This window comes from Streptomyces sp. NPDC021212 (assembly GCF_044332925.1).
Lineage (GTDB): Bacteria > Actinomycetota > Actinomycetes > Streptomycetales > Streptomycetaceae > Streptomyces.
The window spans coordinates 107,335-124,079 of the sequence record NZ_JBIRPZ010000009.1 but is presented as its reverse complement, the minus strand read 5'-3'; the positions used below and the strand labels follow the sequence as shown (position 1 = coordinate 124,079).

Genomic DNA, 16,745 nt, shown 5'->3' with positions numbered 1-16,745 from the left:
GGTCAGGCTCCCGCTGCGACGAGGACGGCGGCCACGGCCAGGACGAGGGAGCCCGCGAGCAGCGCGCCGAGGTAGGTCTGCACATTGCCGTTCTGGGCGCGGCGGACGGCCGCGCCGAGCAGGCGGGGGGCGCCGGCCACGCCACGTACGTAAGCCTCGACGACCTCGCCGTCGAGGAAGCGGACGAGGGTGGCGGCGGCGCGCACGGGGCGGACGAACAGGGCGTGGTAGACGGCGTCGAGGTGGAAGCCGGCTGCCGCGTGGCGGTGGAGGGGGCCGAGGAGGAGGCGGCCGGGGTCCGCGGGGTCGGTGGCCCCGGCGATGGAGCCGTAGGCGGCCTCGTGGGTGGCGATGGCCTCGACCTCGGAGACGGCGTCGGCGGCGTCCGGGTGGGCGGCCACGGCGCCCAGCGGTACGCGGGCGGCCCGCGCCGAGGTGTGCCGCCAGGCGGCGTACATGACGAGCACGCCGATGAGGGCGGCCCCTGTGCCGAGGACGGAGGTGGTGAGGGTCGGGGTGAGGGTGCCGCCGTCGAACCAGTCGGGGAGGGTGCCGTAGGTCAGCCCGAGGGCGACGGTGGGGAGGAAGAGCACCCACAGGACGACGTTGAGGGCGACGGGCTGCTTGCCGTGGTCGGGAGCCTGCTCGCCCTTGCCGCGGAAGGCGAGCAGCCACAGGCGGCCCGCGTACGCGGCGGTGAGCAGCGCGGTGAGCAGCCCCGCGGCGAACACGGTCCAGCCGACGCCCGTGGGCACGGCCGCGGTGTGGCCGGTGGCGGCGTGCTCGGCGGCACCGAGGACGGCTTCCTTGGAGAAGAAGCCCGCGAACGGCGGGATGGCGGCGAGCGCGAGCAGCGCGACCGTGACGGTCCAGTAGGCGTCGGGGATGCGCTTCGCGAGGCCGGTCATCCGGGACATGGCGGCGAGGGAGTTCGTCCCGGCCGCGTGGATGATCACGCCCGCGCCGAGGAAGAGCAGCGCCTTGAACGCGCCGTGGCTGATGAGGTGGAAGACGGCCGCGCCGCGGTCGTCGACGGCCAGCGCGCCGGTCATGTAGCCGAGCTGGCCGACGGTCGAGTAGGCGAGGACGCGTTTGATGTCGTCCTGGGCGAGCGCGGCGAGCGCCGAACCGACCATGGTGATCGCCGCCATGATGGCCAGGACGGCGAGCGCGGCGGCGGAGGAGGCGAAGACGGGCAGCAGCCGGGCGATGAAGTAGACACCCGCGGCGACCATGGTGGCCGCGTGGATCAGCGCGGACACCGGGGTGGGGCCCGCCATCGCGTCCGGCAGCCAGGTGTGCAGCGGGAACTGGGCCGACTTGCCCGCGACCCCGGCCAGCAGCAGCAGCGCGATCAGGGTGGGGTGGTCCAGCGGGATGCCGGAGGTGGTGGCGGTGAGCCGGGCGTAGATCTCGCTGATGCGGAACGTGCCGGTGTCCCCGGCGAGCGCGAAGATGCCGATCAGGAACGGGACGTCGCCGAGCTTGGTGACGAGGAACGCCTTGAGGGAGGCGGACCGGGCGGCCGCGGTCTCCCAGTAGTGGCCGACCAGGAAGTACGAGCAGATGCCCATGATCTCCCAGCCGACGAGCAGCACGATCAGGTCGTCGGAGTAGACGACGAGGAGCATCGCGGCGGTGAAGAGGGAGACGAGCGCGGCGTACGAGGGGTAGCGGGGGTCGTCCCGCAGATAGCCGGTCGAGTAGATCTGCACACAGCACGCGACGACGCCGACGAGGACCGCGACCAGGGCGGCGAACCCGTCGATGTGCAGCGCGAGGTCGATCGGGACCGAGCCGGTGTCGGCGAGCCGGGTGGCGACGGTCAGCGGCGCCTTCCCTGCCCCCTCGCCGCCGCCCTGCCGTACGGCGACGAGGACGGCGAGCACGGTCGCGGCGAGGGTGGGCAGGATGGCGAGGGGGCGTACGAAGCCGGGGGCGCGACGGCCCAGCAGAAGCCCCGCGGCGGCACCGAGAAAGGGCAGGAGCGGGACGAGAACGGCGGCGGTCGTGGTCGTCACGCGGTCTGCCTCCGGGCGGGAGATGCCTCGGTGTCGGGGCCGTTGTCAGTGGCGGCTGCCATGCTGTCGTCGCTGTCGTCCGTGGGAACCTGGCCGGTCGTCGGGGGGTCGGCCAGGTCCCGGAGCCGGTCGACGTCGGAGGTGCCCCGGTTGCGGTGGACGAGCAGGACGATGGCGAGACCGATGCCGATCTCGGCGGCGGCGATGGCGATAGTGAACAGGGTGAGCGCCTGGCCCGCGTGCAGGGTGTCGCGGAGCCAGACGTCGAAGGCGACGAGGTTGAGGTTGACGGCGTTGAGCATCAGCTCGACCGACATCAGCACCAGGATCGCGTTGCGGCGGGCCAGGACGCCGTAGAGGCCGGTGCAGAAGAGGAGGACGGCGAGCACGGCGGGGTAGGCGAGGTGCATCAGCGCTTCACCTCGACCTTCTTGTCGACCTGCTTGCGGGACAGCACGATCGCGCCGACGAGCGCGGCGAGCAGCAGCACGGACAGCGCCTCGAACGGCAGCACCCAGTAGCGGAACAGGCTCTCACCGGAGACGGCGGTGGAGCCCTGTACGCCCTTGTCCAGGTCGATCCAGGTGGCCCGGAAGGCGTCCACGACCACCCACACCAGCGCGGCCGCGGCGGCGACGGCCACCGCGAGGGCGGCCGGGCGGTTGCCCGAATCGGCGTCGGGGGAGCGGCCGATGGGCGCCTTGGTCAGCATCAGCCCGAAGAGGAGGAGGACGACGACGGAGCCGACGTAGATCAGCACCTGCACCCAGGCGATGAACTCCGCGGTGAGCAGCAGGTATTCCACGGCGAGCCCGCCGAGCGCCACCACCAGCCACAGCGCGGCGTGCACCAGCTGCTTGGTGGTGACGGTGATGACGGCCGCGCCGAACGTCGCGATACCCACCAGGAGGAAGGCGATCTCGACGCCGGTGGGCGACAGGAACCCGTGGCCGGTGGCGGCCAGCTGGACCGCGGCGCTCACGAGGCGGCCCCGTTCTGCCCGTCGGGCTCGGCTGCCTTTGCGGCTTCGGCCGCTTCGGCCGCGGCGGCCTTCTCGGCGGCCTTGCGGGCGGCGGCGATCTCCTTGGGCTCCTCGGCGGCCAGGTCGAGCGCGGGCGGCGCGGGCACCGTCCACATCCATTCGCGGAGCTTGTCCCGCTCATGGGTGAGGTCGCGGATGTCCTCCTCCGCGTACTCGAACTCCGGCGACCAGAACAGCGCGTCGAAAGGACACACCTCGATGCAGATACCGCAGTACATGCACAGGGCGAAGTCGATGGCGAACCGATCCAGCACATTGCGGCTGCGCTCGCGCCCGCCCGGCGCCGCCGGGGGCACCGTCTCCTTGTGCGAGTCGATGTAGATGCACCAGTCCGGGCACTCGCGCGCGCACAGCATGCAGACCGTGCAGTTCTCCTCGAACAGCCCGATCACCCCGCGGGTCCGGGGCGGCAGTTCGGGCTGGACCTCCGGATACTGCGCGGTGTGCGACTTGCGGGTCATCGTGCGCAGGGTGACGGCCAGGCCCTTGGCCAGGCCGGAGCCGGGAATACCCATCAGGAGATCACCACCTTGACGACGCCGGTGAGGGCGATCTGGGCCAGCGAGAGCGGAATGAGGCAGGTCCAGGCGAGCTTCTGCAACTGGTCCTCGCGCAGCCGCGGATAGCTCACCCGCAGCCAGATCACGACGAAGGCGAGGACGGCCGTCTTGAGCAGCGTCCACAGCCAGCCGATGTCGCCGGAGTTCGGGCCGTGCCACCCGCCGAGGAACAGGACGGTGGTCAGCCCGCACAGGATGACGATGCCCGCGTACTCGGCCAGCAGGAAGAGCGCGAAGCGCAGCCCGGTGTACTCGGTGTACGCACCGAAGATGATCTCGGAGTCGGCCACCGGGGCGTCGAACGGCGGCCGCTGCAGCTCGGCCAGCCCGGCGGTGAAGAACACCAGCCCGCCGACGATCTGCCACGGCACCCACCACCACTGGAACGCGTCGAGGATGCCCGGCAGCGACACCGTGCCCGCGGCCATCGCCACCGACGCGGCGGTGAGCAGCATCGGCAGCTCGTACGCCATGAGCTGGGCGGCCGTCCGCAACCCCCCGAGCAGGGAGAACTTATTGGCCGAGGCCCAGCCCGCCATCAGCGAGCCCAGTACGCCGACGCCCATCACCGCGAGCACGAAGAAGATGCCCGCGTCGATGACCTGTCCGACCGCGCCGCCGCCAGGACCGACCGGGATCGCGACCAGGACCAGCAGATACGGCAGCAGCGCGACGGCGGGCGCGAGCTGGAAGATCCGCCGGTCGGCCCCGGCCGGAACCACGTCCTCCTTCTGCGCGAACTTCACGCCGTCCGCGACCAGCTGAGCCCACCCGTGGAAGCCGCCCGCGTACATCGGCCCGAGGCGGCCCTGCATATGGGCCATGACCTTGTGCTCGGTCTGACCGACGAGCAGCGGGAGGACCAGGAACGCGACGAGGAGGACGAGCAGTCGCAGCGCGACGTCGAGGACGTCGTTCACGCGGTGCCTCCTGGTGGGCCGTCGGGGTGGGTCGTCTCGTCGGGTTTCTCTGTGCCGCGTTGGTCGGCTTCCGGTCGCTCCGGGGCGTCCTGCTGCGGCGTGCCGGATTGGCCGTCGTCCGCGGGGGCCTCCGGCGCGGGGCCGGACTGCACCGTGTCGTCGCCGTACGCCGGGCGCGCGTGATGCCAGGGGGCGTCGGACGAGCGGGGCCGCCGCGTGGGGCGCTCGGTCTCCGGGGCCGACGCGTCGGGCGTCGTCGCGCCGGACTGCGCGTCGGCGGACGCCTGTTGGCTCGCCGAGCCGTCGCTCGCGCTGCGGGCACGGCGGGCCGGGCGCTCAGCCGGGGTCGAGCCCGAGGCATGGGTACCGGAATGCGCATCACCGGACGTGGCGCCGTCGCCCTCGGGCGCGGGGGCCTGCTCCGACGGTGTCGGCTCGGCAGCCGAAGCCTGTTGATTCGCCGAGCCCGCCGATGCGCTGCGCGTACGGCGCGCGGGGCGCTCGGCTGCCGGGTAATCCGGCGTCGCCGCCGGCTCGGCAGCCTCTGCGGCCTGCTGGCCGGCCGAGTCCTCGCCCGCCGGGCTCTCCGCCGGGGCCGCGGGCTGTGCCTCGGTCTCCGTCAGCGCCGCATCGGCAGCCGCCGAAGCCTGCTGGCCGGTCGAGCCCTCGCCCGCACGGCGGGCCGGGCGCTCGGCAGAGGTCGGCTCCACATCCGCCGTCGTCTCAGCCGCCGCGCGCTGGCTCGCCGAGCCCGCCGACGCGCTGCGCGCACGGCGCTCGGCCGGGGCCGCGCCTGTGGGCTTCGGCTCGGCGGCCTCGCCGGACTGGGTTGCCGAGCCCGCCGCCGCGGTGCGGGTGCGGCGGGTCGGGCGGTCGCCTGCCGCTCGGGCGCCGCGGGCCGGGCGGGCGGGGGCGGGCGGGAGCTGGCCCTTGAGCGGGCCCCATTCGTTGGGGTCGGGCACGCCCGGGGGAAGCATCTGGCGCCGCTTGGGGCCGCCGTGGTCGGACTCCCCCGGCTCCTTCGCGCCCGGCCAGGCCTTGGCGACCCGGGCCGCCAGCACGAAGTCCTTGCGCAGCGGGTGGCCCTCGAAGTTGTCGGGCAGCAGCAGCGGCGCAAGGCCGGGGTGGCCGCTGAAGCCGACCCCGAACATCTCGTGGGTCTCGCGTTCGTGCCAGGCCGCGCCCGCGTAGACGCCCACGGCGGTGGGCAGCGTGGCCGCGTCGTGCGGCACGGTGGTGCGGACCAGCAACCGGCGTATGGCGGCGCCCGGGGCGAGGGCGGCGACGTGCGCGGCCACCCGGAAACCGGTGCCGGGCTCGTCCACCGCGCTCAGCCAGTCGAAGTAGGTGCAGCCGAGGGTGTCGCGGGCCGTCTCCAGCGCCGTGATCCAGGCATCGGCGGGCACGTCGACGGTGAGCAGGCCGTACGCCTCCTCGGCCGTGGCGCCCTCGCCGAACAGTGCGGTGGGGGAACTCGGCAGCCAGCCCACAGGCTCGGTCATCGCGCGTCCTCCCCGGCCGCCGGGGGCGCGACCAGGCCGCTCCGCAGCGCGGCCGTGGACGGGCGGCCCTTCGTCGCGTACCGCTCCCCCAGCGACTCGCGGGCGATCTTCTCCTGGAGCTTGAGGATCCCCTGGAGCAGCGCCTCGGGGCGGGGCGGGCAGCCGGGGACGTACACATCGACGGGGATGATCTGGTCGACGCCCTTGGTCACGGCGTACGAGTCCCAGTAGGGGCCGCCGCAGTTCGAGCAGGCGCCGAAGGAGATCACGTACTTCGGTTCCGGCATCTGCTCGTAGAGCCGCTTGACCGCCGGCGCCATCTTGTCGGTGACGGTGCCGGAGACGACCATGAGGTCGGCCTGGCGCGGTCCGGGCGCGAAGGGGATCACACCGAGCCGGATGAAGTCGTGGCGGGCCATCGAGGCGGCGATGAACTCGATCGCGCAGCAGGCGAGCCCGAAGTTGAAGACCCACAGGCTGTAGCGGCGGCCCCAGTTCAGGACCACCTTCATCGGTTCAGGCGCCAGCCGGGCGAGCGGGCCGAGGCGGCGCGGCTCCGGGAGATCCACGGGAGCCTGCGCGGGGGTCGGTGTCACGTCCATTCCAGGACGCCCTTCTTCCATGCGTACAGCAGACCTACGGCGAGAAATCCGAGGAAGATGAACATCTCCACCAGGGTGGCGGCGCCGAAACCGGGCGCGGCGAAGACCGTCGCCCAGGGAAAGAGGAAGATCGAGTCCACCGCGAAAATCACGTACAGAAAAGCGTAGACGTAGTAGCGGACCTGGGTGTGTGCCCAGCTCTCGCCCACGGGGTCCACACCGCACTCGTACGTCAGCAGTTTCTCGGGCGTCGGCACCACCGGCCGCAGCAGCCGCCCTGCCCCGAAGGCCACGGCGACGAAGATCACCCCGACCGCCGCGACCAGGCCCACCACCGTATAGGCGTGGAAGTAGTCGGCCGCGAGCGGGACGCCACTGGCCGCGCGTACGGTCGTCGCCTCCGGCACGTCCGCCCCTCGCTCCCTGTCCTGCCTGCTGCTCGTCGACCTCGTGTGTTCGACGATCCGTACGCACCGGAGTCTAGGCCCTACCGGTGGTAGAGCGATCCGCCCGTCCGGCATGCGGCCTGCGGGGCGGGTGGGGCTAGCCCTACTCGCGCCCGGCGATGTACCCCATGGCGCGGCCCGCCGGGGCGCGGCAGGCTTTGGTGCCATGACCTCCAGTTCCCCCGTGGAGCGCGACGAGAGACTGCCGCGCCCGCCCGCCTTCGCCTATCCCGCGCAGACGTGGAAGGAGATCGCCCATCTCCTGGTCAATCTGCCGATGGGCGTCCTCGGCTTCGTCTACGCCCTGATGTGGCTGGGCGTGGGCGTGGGCATGGCGGTCACGATCGGGGGCCTGCCGGTGCTGGCCGTGGGGCTGCTGGGCAGCCGACTGCTCGCCCGGTCCGAGCGGCGTCGCGCCCGTGCGCTGCTGGCGCTGCACGTGGACGAGCCCAGCCGGATGCCGCGCGGGCTGGACGACGGGTTCTTCAGCTGGCTGTGGCGGAGCCTGCGGGATCCGGTGGGCTGGCGGGCCACGCTCTACGCCGCCATCCGGCTGCCCTGGGGCGTCCTCACCTTCGTCGTGGCGCTGACCTCGCTGTTCATCGCCTGGCCGGTGCTGCCCTGGATCGCCCGGGGGCTGACCAACGTCGACCGGGTGATGGTGCGCGGGCTGCTGTCGCCGTCGGACGGGCTGGAGCGGCGGATAGCGGAGCTGGAGTCGGACCGGGGCACGGTGGTCGACACCGCCGCCGCCGACCTGCGCCGCATCGAACGCGACCTCCACGACGGAGCCCAAGCCCGCCTCGTCGCCCTCGCCATGGACCTCGGCCTCGCCAAGGAAAAACTCGACGAAGACCCCCAAGCAGCCGCCCGCATGGTCGACGAAGCCCACGGCGAAGTAAAACTCGCCCTCCAAGAACTCCGCGACCTCGCCCGCGGCATCCACCCCGCCATCCTCACCGACCGCGGACTCGGCCCCGCCCTCTCCGCCCTCGCCGCCCGCTGCACCGTCCCCGTCACCGTCACCGTCGACCTACCCCAGCGACCCGCACCCGCCATCGAAGGCATCGCCTACTTCACCGTCTCCGAACTCCTCCAGAACATCAGCAAACACAGCGCAGCCCACACCGCGTCGGTGAGCCTGTCCCGGTTGGGCGGCCGGCTGCTGATCCGGGTGCGGGACGACGGGCACGGCGGCGCGTCCCGCGACGGGGGCAGCGGGTTGGCGGGGCTGGCCGAGCGCATCGAGGCGGTCGACGGCCGGTTCGTGGTGGACTCCCCGCCCGGCGGCCCGACCTCGGTGGACGCCGAGTTGCCGTGGCGCGACCGCGACGGCACGAGCCGTACGGGCGGAGTCCCCCGCCGCACGGTGTCCACCCGCAAGTCGCTGTGAGGCCGCGCCGGGGGTGGGGTTAGCCCCCGGGCGAAGACGCCGACCCGCTTCATGGCCCGGCCCGCCGCGCCCGGCGACTCTGGTTGACGACGACGAGACGACGACAAGACGACGGCAAGACGACGACAGCGGACAAGCCGGGCGCCGGCTTCGGTTCGGGAGGACGGACGACGAGATGGCCACCGCATACGGACCGTACGGGCCGGGGAGCGAACCCCGGCGCGGCCTGGTGCCGCCCGCACTGCGCGCGCCGTTCGAGGGCCGCGTCCGGCGCGAGTTCCTCTATCTGGTGATCAGCCTGCCGGTGTCGCTCCTGACCTTCACCTACGCGGTCGTCATGCTCTCCCTCGGCGCGGGGCTCCTGATCACCTTCCTCGGCGTTCCGGTGCTCGGCGCCGCCCTCGCGGGCTGCCGGGGGATCGGGGTCGTGGAGCGGGCCCGCGCCCGCGCGCTGCTGGGGCTGGAGGTGGCCGAGCCGGAGCCGGTCCGCGCGGCCGGCGGCAAGCGGGGGCCGGTGTCGTGGGTGGGCGCGCTGCTCAAGAGCGGCACCTCGTGGCGGCACGTCCTGTACGCGCTGCTGCACCTGCCGTGGGCGATCTTCGCCTTCACCGTGGCGATCGTGTTCGCCACTTACGGCTGGGGGTTCGCGACGTATCCCCTGTGGCGGTGGGTCTTCCCCTCGTACATCGACCAGCCGGGTATCGAGCTGTTCGGGGACGATGAGCGCGGGCGCCACTTCTACCTCGACACCCCGTTCGAGGTCGCCGCGGCCTGCGTCCTCGGGGTGCTGGTCCTCCTGGCGACCCCGTGGGTGATGCGGGCGCTGACGTCCGTGGACCGGCTGCTGGTCAGCGGGCTGCTGGGCCCGTCCCGGCTCGCGACCCGGGTGTGGGAGCTGGAGTCGGACCGGGGCACGGTGGTCGACACCGCCGCCGCCGACCTGCGCCGCATCGAACGCGACCTCCACGACGGAGCCCAGGCCCGCCTCGTCGCCCTCGCCATGGACCTCGGCCTCGCCAAGGAAAAACTCGACGAAGACCCCCAAGCAGCCGCCCGCATGGTCGACGAAGCCCACGGCGAAGTAAAACTCGCCCTCCAAGAACTCCGCGACCTCGCCCGCGGCATCCACCCCGCCATCCTCACCGACCGCGGACTCGGCCCCGCCCTCTCCGCCCTCGCCGCCCGCTGCACCGTCCCCGTCACCGTCACCGTCGACCTACCCCAGCGACCCGCACCCGCCATCGAAGGCATCGCCTACTTCACCGTCTCCGAACTCCTCCAGAACATCAGCAAACACAGCGCAGCCCACACCGCCGACCTCGACGTGTGGCGCGCCGAGGGCCGGGTGATGCTGCGGGTCGGCGACGACGGGCGGGGCGGGGCCACCACCTCGGCCGGGGGCAGCGGGCTGGCGGGGCTTGCCGAGCGCATCGAGGCGGTCGACGGGGTGCTGATCGTCCACTCCCCGCCCGGCGGACCGACGTCGGTGACGGTGGAGCTGCCCTGGCGCTGACGGCGGCGGATCCGTCCGAATCCTGGAATGCTGGCCCCGACAATGTGAAACGCGAACTGGGGGCCGGGGCATCGTGGCGGAGCACGTGGAGGACAGGGTGCGGGTGGTCATCGCCGAGGATTCGGTGCTGCTGCGGGAGGGCCTGACCCGGCTGCTGACCGACCGCGGCCATGACGTCGTCGCGGGCGTCGGGGACGCGGAGGCGCTGGTCAAGGCGGTCCGCGAGCTGGCCGACGAGGGCGCGCTGCCGGACGTGGTGGTCGCCGACGTGCGGATGCCGCCCACCCACACCGACGAGGGGGTGCGGGCCGCGATCCGGCTGCGCCGTGACCATCCGGGGCTCGGGGTGCTGGTGCTCTCGCAGTACGTGGAGGAGCAGTACGCGACCGAGCTGCTGGCCGGGAGCAGCCGCGGTATCGGTTATCTGCTCAAGGACCGGGTCGCCGAGGTGCGCGAGTTCGTGGACGCGGTCGTGCGGGTGGCCCGCGGCGGCACGGCGCTGGATCCGGAGGTCGTCGCCCAGCTGCTGGGCCGCAGCCGCAAGCAGGATGTGCTGGCCGGGCTCACCCCGCGGGAGCGGGAGGTCCTGGTCCTGATGGCCGAGGGCCGGACGAACGGGGCGATCGCCCGGCAGCTGGTGGTGAGCGACGGCGCGGTCGAGAAGCACGTCAGCAACATCTTCCTGAAGCTCGGCCTGTCGCCGAGTGACGGGGATCACCGCCGGGTGCTCGCGGTGCTCACCTACCTCAACTCCTGAAAGTCCGTGGTCCTAGGACCAAAGCGGGGCCAAAGGCCGAGATGGGGGATCACCTGAAATGACACCGCGGTGACCGGGGAATGTCGTGCCATACCGTGACATCACGGACACTTGGCGCGGGATCCGTCCCGGGATCCGGCCAAGGAAGGCGAGCCTTACCGACGTACGATGGTCGTGGGACAACCGGTCGGCACCGACGGTCCAGGTGCGCGCCGCCTCGAGGGAGGTCCGAAGCAGTGACCAGCCAGGTCAGCAGCCCGGCCGAGCAGGCCGAACCAGCCGATCAGAACGGCGAGCGCGGGCTCGCCGGGGAACAGGGAACACCGGACGGCGGCAAGGAGGTCCGCCGCCTGGATCGCGTGATCATCCGATTCGCGGGTGACTCGGGTGACGGCATGCAGCTCACCGGAGACCGCTTCACCTCGGAGACGGCGTCGTTCGGGAACGACCTGTCGACCCTGCCGAACTTCCCGGCGGAGATCCGCGCCCCGGCCGGCACCCTGCCCGGGGTGTCGAGCTTCCAGCTCCACTTCGCCGATCACGACATCCTCACCCCCGGCGACGCGCCGAACGTGCTGGTGGCGATGAACCCGGCCGCGCTCAAGGCCAACCTGGGCGACGTGCCGCGCGGTGCCGACATCATCGTCAACACCGACGAGTTCACCAAGCGGCCGATGGCGAAGGTCGGATACGAGCGCAGCCCGCTCGAGGACGGCTCGCTGGACGCGTACCAGGTCCATCCGGTGCCGCTCACGACGCTGACCATCGAGGCCCTGAAGGAGTTCGGGCTGTCGCGGAAGGAGGCGGAGCGCAGCAAGAACATGTTCGCGCTCGGCCTGCTGTCGTGGATGTACCACCGGCCCACGGAGAACACCGAGGCGTTCCTGCGCCGGAAGTTCGCCAAGAAGCCGCAGATCGCCGAGGCGAACGTGGCCGCCTTCCGGGCCGGGTGGAACTTCGGCGAGACGACCGAGGACTTCGCGGTCTCCTACGAGGTGGCCCCCGCCGCCACCGCCTTCCCTTCGGGTACGTACCGGAACATCTCCGGCAACCTGGCGCTGTCGTACGGGCTGATCGCCGCGAGCCGGCAGGCGGACCTGCCGCTGTTCCTGGGCTCGTACCCGATCACCCCGGCCTCCGACATCCTGCACGAGCTGAGCAAGCACAAGAACTTCGGCGTGCGCACCTTCCAGGCCGAGGACGAGATCGCGGGCATCGGCGCGGCGCTGGGCGCCGCGTTCGGCGGGGCGCTCGCGGTGACCACCACGTCCGGTCCTGGGGTGGCGCTGAAGTCGGAGACCATCGGGCTCGCGGTCAGCCTGGAGCTGCCGCTGCTGGTGATCGACATCCAGCGCGGCGGCCCGTCCACGGGGCTGCCGACCAAGACCGAGCAGGCGGATCTGCTCCAGGCGATGTACGGGCGCAACGGCGAGGCCCCGGTGCCGATCGTGGCCCCGAGGACCCCGGCCGACTGCTTCGACGCCACGCTGGAGGCGGCCCGGATCGCGCTCACCTACCGCACCCCGGTCTTCCTGCTGTCCGACGGCTATCTGGCCAACGGGTCGGAGCCGTGGCGGGTGCCGGAGGTCGACGGCCTGCCGGACCTGCGGGTCCAGTTCGCGACCGGCCCCAACCACACCACCGAGGACGGCACCGAGGTCTTCTGGCCGTACAAGCGCGACCCGAAGACCCTGGCCCGCCCGTGGGCGGTGCCCGGCACCCCGGGGCTCGAACACCGCATCGGCGGCATCGAGAAGCAGGACGGCTCCGGGAACATCTCCTACGACCCCGCCAACCACGACCACATGGTCCGCGTCCGGCAGGCCAAGGTGGACGGCGTCGAGGTCGAGGAGCTGGCGGTGGACGACCCCACCGGCGACGCCCGCACCCTGGTCCTGGGCTGGGGCTCGACGTACGGGCCGATCACCGCCGCGGTGCGCCGGGTGCGCCGGGCCGGCGACCGGATCGCCCAGGCCCATCTGCGCCACCTCAACCCCTTCCCGGCCAACCTCGGCGCGGTGCTGGCCCGCTACGACAAGGTCGTCGTGCCCGAGATGAACCTCGGCCAGCTCGCCACCCTCATCCGCGCCAAGTACCTCGTCGACACCCGCTCCTTCACCCAGGTGCGGGGGCTGCCGTTCAAGGCCGAGCAGCTGGCGACGGCCCTCAAGGAGGCCATCGATGACTGAGACCATCTCGCAGCCGCCCGTCGCCCTGTCCCAGGCGCTGTCCCTGGTGCCCAAGGCCGAGGGCAAGCAGTCCATGAAGGACTTCAAGTCCGACCAGGAGGTGCGCTGGTGCCCCGGCTGCGGTGACTACGCGATCCTCGCCGCCGTCCAGGGCTTCATGCCGGAACTGGGGCTGGCGAAGGAGAACATCGTCTTCGTCTCCGGCATCGGCTGCTCCTCCCGCTTCCCGTACTACATGAACACCTACGGGATGCACTCGATCCACGGCCGCGCCCCCGCCATCGCCACCGGCCTCGCCGCGGCCCGGCGCGACCTGTCGGTGTGGGTGGTCACCGGTGACGGCGACGCGCTGTCCATCGGCGGCAACCACCTCATCCACGCCCTGCGCCGCAATGTGAACCTGAAGATCCTGCTCTTCAACAACCGCATCTACGGCCTCACCAAGGGCCAGTACAGCCCGACCTCCGAGGTCGGCAAGATCACCAAGTCCACCCCGATGGGCTCCCTGGACGCCCCGTTCAACCCCCTGTCCCTGGCGATCGGCGCCGAGGCGGGCTTCGTCGCCCGCACCGTGGACTCCGACCGCAAGCACCTCACCCAGGTGCTGCGCGAGGCCGCCGCCCACCCGGGCACGGCGCTGGTGGAGATCTACCAGAACTGCAACATCTTCAACGACGGCGCCTTCGACGCCCTCAAGGACAAGGAGCAGGCCGAGGAAGCCGTGATCCGGCTGGAGCACGGCAAGCCGATCCGCTTCGGTGCCGACGGCGCCAAGGGCGTCGTACGGGACCAGGCCACCGGGGATCTGGAGGTCGTCGAGGTCACCGCGGAGAACGAGGGCCGGATCCTGGTCCACGACGCCCACTCGGCCTCCCCCACCACCGCGTTCGCGCTGTCCCGGCTGGCCCACCCGGACACCCTGCACCACACCCCCATCGGGGTGCTGCGGGACGTCCAGCGGCCGGTCTACGACGACCAGATGTCGACCCAGATCGACGCCGCCGTCGAGCGCGAGGGCAAGGGCGACCTGGGCGCGCTGCTCGCGGGGAACGACACCTGGACCGTCGTCGGCTGAGCCGTACCTTTCCCACGAACGCGGCCAGGCCGGGGTCTACGCACCCGGCCTGGCCGCGTCGTATGCCGCCCGGGCCGCCAGCACCTGCGGGGTGCGCTCCTCCGCCCAGCCCGCCAGCGCCCACACCCGGCTCGCCGCCTCCCGGCCCAGATCGGTCAGCGAATAGTCCACATGCGGCGGGATGACGGGGTGCGCCTCGCGGTGGACGAACCCGTCGCGCTCCAGGGTCTGGAGCGTCTGGGCGAGCATCTTCTCACTCACCCCGCCGATCATGCGCCGCAGCTCGCTGAAGCGGTACGTGCCCTCCAGCAGGACGGCGAGGACCAGCACGCCCCAGCGGCTGGTCATGTGCTCCAGGATCATCCGCGAGGGGCAGGCCGTGGGCCCACCACCATCGGCCCCGGTCCACTCCCGCACCTTCTCGGCGTTCACACTTACTCCCATGCCAGTACCTTACGTCAAAGTGGGTACTTTCGATTGGTTAGCGCTGCGCCTACGGTGGATCGCGGACAGAACACCGTGCTGATCGAACAGGAGACATCCCCATGAGCATCGTCGTCACCGGAGCCACCGGGCAGCTCGGCCGCCTCGTCATCGACGGCCTGCTGGAGCGGGTTCCGGCCGACCGGATCACCGCGGTCGTACGCGACGCCGACAAGGCCGCCCCGCTCGCCGCCCGCGGCGTCACCCTGAAGGTGGCCGACTACAGCCGCCCCGAGACCCTGCGCGGCGCCTTCGCCGCGGGCGACAAGGTGCTGCTGATCTCCGGCAGCGAGGTCGGGCAGCGCGTTCCGCAGCACCAGGCCGTCATCGACGCCGCCAAGGAGGCCGGGGTCGCGCTGCTCGCTTACACCAGCGTGCTGGGCGGCCCGGCCGCCGACTTCCGCCTCGCCGACGAGCACCGGGTCACCGAGCAGGCCATCACCGAGTCCGGTCTGCCGTACTCGCTGCTGCGCAACGGCTGGTACAACGAGAACTACACCGAGCGGCTGGCCCCCGTGCTGGAGCACGGCGCCGTCGTCGCCGCCGCGGGCGAGGGCCGGGTCGCCTCCGCCGCGCGCGCCGACTACGCGGCGGCCGCCGTCGCCGTACTGACCGGCGAGGGCCACGAGAACACGGCGTACGAGCTGTCCGGCGACACCGCCTGGAGCTTCGCCGAGTACGCCGCCGAGATCGCCCGGCAGACCGGCAAGGAGATCGCCTACCGCGCCGTCTCCGCCGAGGAGGTCCAGGGGATCCTGACCGGCGCGGGCCTGCCCGAGCCGTTCGCCGCCATCCTGGCCGACGTCGACACGGCGATCGAGCGCGGGCTGCTGGCCGCCACCCCCGGCGATCTGTCCCGGCTGACCGGCCGCCCGACCACGCCGATCGCAGAATCCCTCGCGGTGGCCCTCAAGGGCTGAGCGCCCGAGCGGGACGCGCCTGTCATGTCCGTATCGCGGATACGGGCATGACAGGCGCCCCGCCCGGCGCTACCGTCGGACGGGCCCCCTCATCAGGGCCGACACGCCGCTGGGGAGGGCCTTCATGCAGACGCAGCCGCAGACGCACCACCAGCAGAACCGCGCCGGTCTCCTCTACGGCTTCGCCGCGTACGGCCTGTGGGGCCTCGCCCCGCTCTTCTGGCCGCTGCTCCAGCCCGCCGGCGCGGTCGAGATCCTCGCCCATCGCATGGTCTGGTCGCTGCTGGTCGTCGGGCTCATCCTGACGGCGCTGCGCCGCTGGTCCTGGATCCGCCCGCTGCTGCGGCAGCCCCGGCGGCTCGGTCTCGTCGCGCTCGCCGCGACCGCCATCTCCGTCAACTGGGGCCTCTACATCTGGGGCGTGAACAGCGGACACGTCGTCGAGACCGCGCTCGGCTACTTCATCAATCCGCTGGTCAGCATCGCCTTCGGCGTCCTGCTGCTGCGCGAGCGGCTGCGCCCGGCGCAGTGGACGGCGGTCGGCGTGGGCGTGGTGGCGGTGGTCGTGCTGTCCTTCGGCTACGGCAAGCCGCCCTGGATCGCGCTCACCCTGGCCTTCTCCTTCGGCACGTACGGCCTGGTCAAGAAGCGGATCGGGCTGGACGGGCTGGAGTCGCTGGCCGCCGAGACCGCCGTCCAGTTCCTGCCCGCGCTCGGCTTCCTGCTGTTCCTCGGGGCGCGCGGCGACAGCACGTTCGGCAGCGGTGGCATCGGGCACTCGGCGCTGCTGGCGAGCTGCGGGCTGATCACCGCGGTGCCGTTGATCTGCTTCGGGGCCGCGGCGGTACGGCTGCCGCTGTCGACGATCGGGATGCTCCAGTACCTCACGCCCACCTCCCAGTTCATCCTCGGAGTGGCCCTCTTCCACGAGTCGATGCCGCCCGAGCGGTGGGCGGGCTTCGTCCTCGTCTGGCTCGCGCTCGCGCTGCTGAGCTGGGACGCGCTGCGGACGGGACACCGGACCCGCCGACAGCTGGCGGAGGCCGCGGCACCGGAGGCCACGACACCGACGGCCGCGGCACCGGTCAGGACGGCGGAGGCACGGACGGGACCGGTATCCGGCAGCTGACGGGACCGATATCCGGCAGCTGATGTCCGGTTTCCGTGTCCGGTTTCCACTCTTGACGCAGGGTCAGCCACACCCGGAGCATCAGCCTCGCGCCATCACAGCACCATCTTGTCGCACTATCATCTTGTCGCACAGCTCCACCACCCCCATGGGTACGTACGTCCGTGCATCACACAGCGTCACGTCATTCCGT

General features: G+C 72.1%; 16 protein-coding genes. 7 read left to right on the top strand and 9 right to left on the bottom strand.

The features are described from left to right. Nucleotides 1–2: 2 nt before the first annotated feature. From ACH4SI_RS24595 to ACH4SI_RS24560, 8 genes are read right to left on the bottom strand one after another with little or no spacing between them, the layout of a single operon-like run. A complete protein-coding gene (locus ACH4SI_RS24595; RefSeq protein WP_398299035.1) occupies nt 3–2,021 on the bottom strand; it encodes an NADH-quinone oxidoreductase subunit L in 2,019 nt (672 codons plus the stop codon). Next, on the bottom strand, nt 2,018–2,431 hold the full coding sequence (gene nuoK / locus ACH4SI_RS24590) for an NADH-quinone oxidoreductase subunit NuoK (RefSeq protein WP_398299033.1): 414 nt from the start codon (nt 2,429–2,431) through the stop codon (nt 2,018–2,020). The genes ACH4SI_RS24595 and nuoK overlap by 4 nt, the downstream gene beginning before the upstream one ends. Beyond that, nucleotides 2,431–3,003 carry an NADH-quinone oxidoreductase subunit J gene (locus ACH4SI_RS24585; protein ID WP_398299031.1) on the bottom strand — a complete coding sequence of 191 codons (573 nt, stop codon included), beginning with the start codon at nt 3,001–3,003 and terminating at the stop codon, nt 2,431–2,433. The genes nuoK and ACH4SI_RS24585 overlap by 1 nt, the downstream gene beginning before the upstream one ends. Further along, nucleotides 3,000–3,578: a NuoI/complex I 23 kDa subunit family protein gene (locus tag ACH4SI_RS24580; protein ID WP_398299029.1), complete on the bottom strand. Its 579-nt coding sequence runs from the start codon at nt 3,576–3,578 to the stop codon at nt 3,000–3,002. Before ACH4SI_RS24580 ends, ACH4SI_RS24585 begins: the two co-directional genes overlap by 4 nt. Then, nucleotides 3,578–4,543 (bottom strand): NADH-quinone oxidoreductase subunit H, encoded by a 966-nt coding sequence (locus ACH4SI_RS24575; RefSeq protein ID WP_398299027.1) that lies wholly within the window; start codon nt 4,541–4,543, stop codon nt 3,578–3,580. Before ACH4SI_RS24575 ends, ACH4SI_RS24580 begins: the two co-directional genes overlap by 1 nt. Further along, nucleotides 4,540–6,045 (bottom strand): NADH-quinone oxidoreductase subunit C, encoded by a 1,506-nt coding sequence (locus ACH4SI_RS24570; RefSeq protein ID WP_398299025.1) that lies wholly within the window; start codon nt 6,043–6,045, stop codon nt 4,540–4,542. The genes ACH4SI_RS24575 and ACH4SI_RS24570 overlap by 4 nt, the downstream gene beginning before the upstream one ends. Then, complete coding sequence (locus ACH4SI_RS24565) at nt 6,042–6,647, bottom strand: NADH-quinone oxidoreductase subunit B (protein ID WP_398299023.1); 606 nt, start codon at nt 6,645–6,647, stop codon at nt 6,042–6,044. The genes ACH4SI_RS24570 and ACH4SI_RS24565 overlap by 4 nt, the downstream gene beginning before the upstream one ends. Next, entirely contained in the window at nt 6,638–7,054 is a 417-nt protein-coding gene (locus ACH4SI_RS24560; RefSeq protein ID WP_361485025.1) for an NADH-quinone oxidoreductase subunit A, read from the bottom strand. Before ACH4SI_RS24560 ends, ACH4SI_RS24565 begins: the two co-directional genes overlap by 10 nt. Before the next feature lie 205 nt (nt 7,055–7,259). Here ACH4SI_RS24560 and ACH4SI_RS24555 point away from each other — a divergent pair, with 205 nt between their 5' ends. From ACH4SI_RS24555 to ACH4SI_RS24535, 5 genes are all read left to right on the top strand, one after another. Next, entirely contained in the window at nt 7,260–8,486 is a 1,227-nt protein-coding gene (locus ACH4SI_RS24555) for a sensor histidine kinase (protein ID WP_398299021.1), read from the top strand. A gap of 175 nt (nt 8,487–8,661) precedes the next feature. After that, the gene (locus tag ACH4SI_RS24550; protein ID WP_398299019.1) at nt 8,662–9,999 is read left to right on the top strand and encodes a sensor histidine kinase; all 1,338 of its coding nucleotides are present in this window, start codon (nt 8,662–8,664) and stop codon (nt 9,997–9,999) included. Nucleotides 10,000–10,096: 97 nt separating this feature from the next. After that, a complete protein-coding gene (locus ACH4SI_RS24545; RefSeq protein WP_398299494.1) occupies nt 10,097–10,756 on the top strand; it encodes a response regulator in 660 nt (219 codons plus the stop codon). A 236-nt stretch (nt 10,757–10,992) separates the two neighbouring features. Further along, complete coding sequence (locus tag ACH4SI_RS24540) at nt 10,993–12,945, top strand: 2-oxoacid:acceptor oxidoreductase subunit alpha (protein WP_398299017.1); 1,953 nt, start codon at nt 10,993–10,995, stop codon at nt 12,943–12,945. Next, on the top strand, nt 12,938–14,020 hold the full coding sequence (locus tag ACH4SI_RS24535; RefSeq protein WP_398299015.1) for a 2-oxoacid:ferredoxin oxidoreductase subunit beta: 1,083 nt from the start codon (nt 12,938–12,940) through the stop codon (nt 14,018–14,020). The genes ACH4SI_RS24540 and ACH4SI_RS24535 overlap by 8 nt, the downstream gene beginning before the upstream one ends. A gap of 36 nt (nt 14,021–14,056) precedes the next feature. Here the strand turns inward: ACH4SI_RS24535 and ACH4SI_RS24530 are convergent, their stop codons facing one another. After that, nucleotides 14,057–14,383: a winged helix-turn-helix transcriptional regulator gene (locus tag ACH4SI_RS24530; protein WP_398299492.1), complete on the bottom strand. Its 327-nt coding sequence runs from the start codon at nt 14,381–14,383 to the stop codon at nt 14,057–14,059. A 182-nt stretch (nt 14,384–14,565) separates the two neighbouring features. Here ACH4SI_RS24530 and ACH4SI_RS24525 point away from each other — a divergent pair, with 182 nt between their 5' ends. After that, nucleotides 14,566–15,423 (top strand): SDR family oxidoreductase, encoded by an 858-nt coding sequence (locus tag ACH4SI_RS24525; protein WP_398299013.1) that lies wholly within the window; start codon nt 14,566–14,568, stop codon nt 15,421–15,423. A 124-nt stretch (nt 15,424–15,547) separates the two neighbouring features. Beyond that, nucleotides 15,548–16,552: an EamA family transporter RarD gene (gene rarD, locus ACH4SI_RS24520; protein ID WP_398299011.1), complete on the top strand. Its 1,005-nt coding sequence runs from the start codon at nt 15,548–15,550 to the stop codon at nt 16,550–16,552. Nucleotides 16,553–16,745: the final 193 nt, after the last annotated feature.

Bases quoted from the DNA above. Each gene is read 5' to 3' on its own strand.
- ACH4SI_RS24530 (WP_398299492.1), bottom strand. From the start codon at position 14,383: ATGATCCTGGAGCACATGACCAGCCGCTGGGGCGTGCTGGTCCTCGCC.
- ACH4SI_RS24570 (WP_398299025.1), bottom strand. From the start codon at position 6,045: ATGACCGAGCCTGTGGGCTGGCTGCCGAGTTCCCCCACCGCACTGTTC.
- ACH4SI_RS24555 (WP_398299021.1), top strand. From the start codon at position 7,260: ATGACCTCCAGTTCCCCCGTGGAGCGCGACGAGAGACTGCCGCGCCCG.
- ACH4SI_RS24550 (WP_398299019.1), top strand. From the start codon at position 8,662: ATGGCCACCGCATACGGACCGTACGGGCCGGGGAGCGAACCCCGGCGC.
- ACH4SI_RS24535 (WP_398299015.1), top strand. From the start codon at position 12,938: ATGACTGAGACCATCTCGCAGCCGCCCGTCGCCCTGTCCCAGGCGCTG.
- rarD (WP_398299011.1), top strand. From the start codon at position 15,548: ATGCAGACGCAGCCGCAGACGCACCACCAGCAGAACCGCGCCGGTCTC.
- ACH4SI_RS24580 (WP_398299029.1), bottom strand. From the start codon at position 3,578: ATGGGTATTCCCGGCTCCGGCCTGGCCAAGGGCCTGGCCGTCACCCTG.
- ACH4SI_RS24565 (WP_398299023.1), bottom strand. From the start codon at position 6,647: ATGGACGTGACACCGACCCCCGCGCAGGCTCCCGTGGATCTCCCGGAG.
- ACH4SI_RS24525 (WP_398299013.1), top strand. From the start codon at position 14,566: ATGAGCATCGTCGTCACCGGAGCCACCGGGCAGCTCGGCCGCCTCGTC.
- nuoK (WP_398299033.1), bottom strand. From the start codon at position 2,431: ATGCACCTCGCCTACCCCGCCGTGCTCGCCGTCCTCCTCTTCTGCACC.